This is a genomic window from Pseudomonas sp. Irchel s3b5, assembly GCF_900187435.1.
In the GTDB taxonomy this organism is placed as follows: domain Bacteria; phylum Pseudomonadota; class Gammaproteobacteria; order Pseudomonadales; family Pseudomonadaceae; genus Aquipseudomonas.
On record NZ_FYDY01000061.1, the window covers coordinates 1 to 2546 of the forward strand.

Sequence of the window (2546 nt, forward strand, 5' to 3'; positions counted from 1 at the left end):
GTAAGGGATCCATGAACCCCACATTCAAAGCCGCTTATTAAAGTCTGATGCTGTGCTCTCGATTTCTTTCCGGAGCCAGCCCGTCATGATGCGACCCGACACCAAAGTCGAAAAAGTGTACCTCTACCCCAAGCCTGTCGACTTCCGAAAATCCATCGACGGTCTGGCCGCTCTGGTCGAACTGGATATTAAAGTCGCCGTATTCGACCCGGTGCTTTTCGTATTTCTGAATCGCCACCGTAACCGAGTGAAGATCCTCTATTGGGAGCGCAACGGCTTCTGTCTTTGGCTCAAGCGCCTGGAGTCCGAGCGGTTCAAAACGTCGCCTGACGCTACCGACGAGGCCATCGTATTGAGCGTCCAGGAGCTGAACTGGCTGCTCGACGGTTTTGATCTCTGGCGTAACCGTCCGCATCAGGTTCTGACTCCACGTTTCGTGGCTTAACCCGGTATAATCCGGGCATGACTTTCATGCCCGACCACCTTCCAGACGATCCTGTTTTGCTCAAACAAATGTTGCTTGAGGCATTCAGTCGTCAAGAGGAAGTGGCGCAGTCCTACCAGACCCACATCGTCGATTTGAAAGAACAGATCAAGTTGCTGCGCGACCGTCTGTTCGGACGTAAATCCGAACAGACAGTTGAGCCCAACACGCCGCAACTGGCTCTTTTCAATGAGCCAGAAAGCGAACCGATATCTCTCATCGTCGATATCGAAGAAGAAGTCGTTGCACCGACCCCGCGCCGTGGCAAACGCAAACCATTGTCGGCTGACCTACCGCGTATCGAAGTCATCCACGAACTGCCAGAACACGAACTGACCTGTGCCTGCGGTTGCCGCAAACACGCCATCGGTGAAGAAACCAGCGAGCAGCTGGACATCGTGCCAATGCAGATCCGGGTGATCAAACATATCCGCAAAGTTTACGGTTGCCGCGGTTGTGAAACGGCTCCAGTCACCGCCGACAAACCCGCTCAGTTGATTGAAAAGAGCATGGCCAGCCCGAGTGTGTTGGCGATGCTGTTGACCACCAAGTATGTCGATGGCTTGCCGCTGCATCGTTTCGAAACGGTCTTGAGTCGACACGGTATCGATATCCCGCGTCAGACCCTGGCACGCTGGGTTATTCAGTGCGGTGAGCACTTGCAGCCGCTGCTGAATTTGATGCGCGACCGCTTACTGGAAAGTCCAGTCATCCACTGTGATGAGACTCGCGTCCAGGTACTCAAAGAGCCGGATCGAGATCCGACCTGCCAGTCCTGGATGTGGGTGCAGGCCAGCGGTCCGCCGGATCGAAAAGTAGTGCTGTTCGACTATACGTCCAGCCGTGCGCAGGAAGTGCCGCTACGGCTGCTGGAAAGTTATCGCGGCTACGTGATGACCGACGATTACGCAGGTTATAACGCGTTGGCGTTGCAACCGGGCGTGGAACGCCTGGCGTGCATGGCCCATGCGCGGCGCAAGTTTGTTGAGGCGCAAAAAGTGCAGCCCAAGGGCAAGACGGGGCGCGCCGATATCGCGCTGACCATGATTAACAAGTTGTATGGCATCGAGCGCGAACTCAAGGACGCCAGCGATGAACAGCGTTTTATTGGCCGTCAGGAAAAGAGCCTGCCGATTCTGGGTCAGTTGAAAAGTTGGCTGGAGAAAACGCAGCCACAGGTGACGCCCCAAAGCGTTCTGGGCAAGGCCGTGAATTATCTGGCCAGCAACTGGAGCCGGCTGGAGCGTTATGTGGAAGCCGGTTTTTTACCGATCGACAACAATGCCGCCGAAAGAGCTATAAAACCGTTTGTGATCGGTCGCAAGGCGTGGCTGTTCAGCGACACGCCCAAAGGCGCTACCGCCAGCGCTCAGATCTACAGCTTGGTGGAGACCGCCAAGGTCAACGGCCAAGAGCCTTACACATGGCTACGCCACGTACTGGAGCAGTTACCGCATGCGCAGTCGGTGGCAGACTATGAAGCACTGCTGCCGTGGAATTGCTCGCCAGAGATACCGCGTTAAACCTGCCCCCTTTGAGGGAGGATCGAATCGTACGCTCGGGAGACCTCTGGATGTCCTTGGTGTACCGCCAAAATCCACTAACACGTAAAAGACTCGGGACGTTTTTAGAGCCTCCGGCCGCCATGAAAACCTTAGCGTCCGCCCCCCGGTACAAAAAAAGTCCTACCCCTGGTACAGGATCAAAGTGGCTCAAATGAGCCCAGACAGGGCGAAACTCTGCATTTATGTGGCTTTGATGGGGCTTTGTTGTGGCACAGAAATAGCCGGGCTTTGCATTTTTCTGCCATCTAACCCGGAAGTGACTATTTATGTGGCACAACAAAGCCACAACAAAGACGCAACAAAGCCCCAACAAAGCCACCTCAATGCCACATGTGCCTGAGCCAAGAACCCCATGCGTGGCTGCGCAACGCACTTGAATGGCTGCCACAGGTAATCTCAGTTGAAGATTACGAAGCCTTGATCCCTTGGAACTGCTCACTTACATCGCCTCGCTAAGCGCGCCTATTTTGAATGGGTGGGGTTCATGGAGCGCTTAC

At 54.9% G+C, this 2546-nt stretch carries 2 protein-coding genes; both read left to right on the forward strand.

The window, feature by feature from the left end; genetic code table 11:
• Positions 1 to 85: 85 nt before the first annotated feature.
• On the forward strand, positions 86 to 445 hold the full coding sequence (gene tnpB / locus CKW15_RS27720; protein WP_236466554.1) for an IS66 family insertion sequence element accessory protein TnpB: 360 nt from the start codon (positions 86 to 88) through the stop codon (positions 443 to 445).
• Between the two features lie 17 nt (positions 446 to 462).
• On the forward strand, positions 463 to 2007 hold the full coding sequence (locus tag CKW15_RS27725) for an IS66 family transposase (RefSeq protein WP_095153076.1): 1545 nt from the start codon (positions 463 to 465) through the stop codon (positions 2005 to 2007).
• Positions 2008 to 2546: the final 539 nt, after the last annotated feature.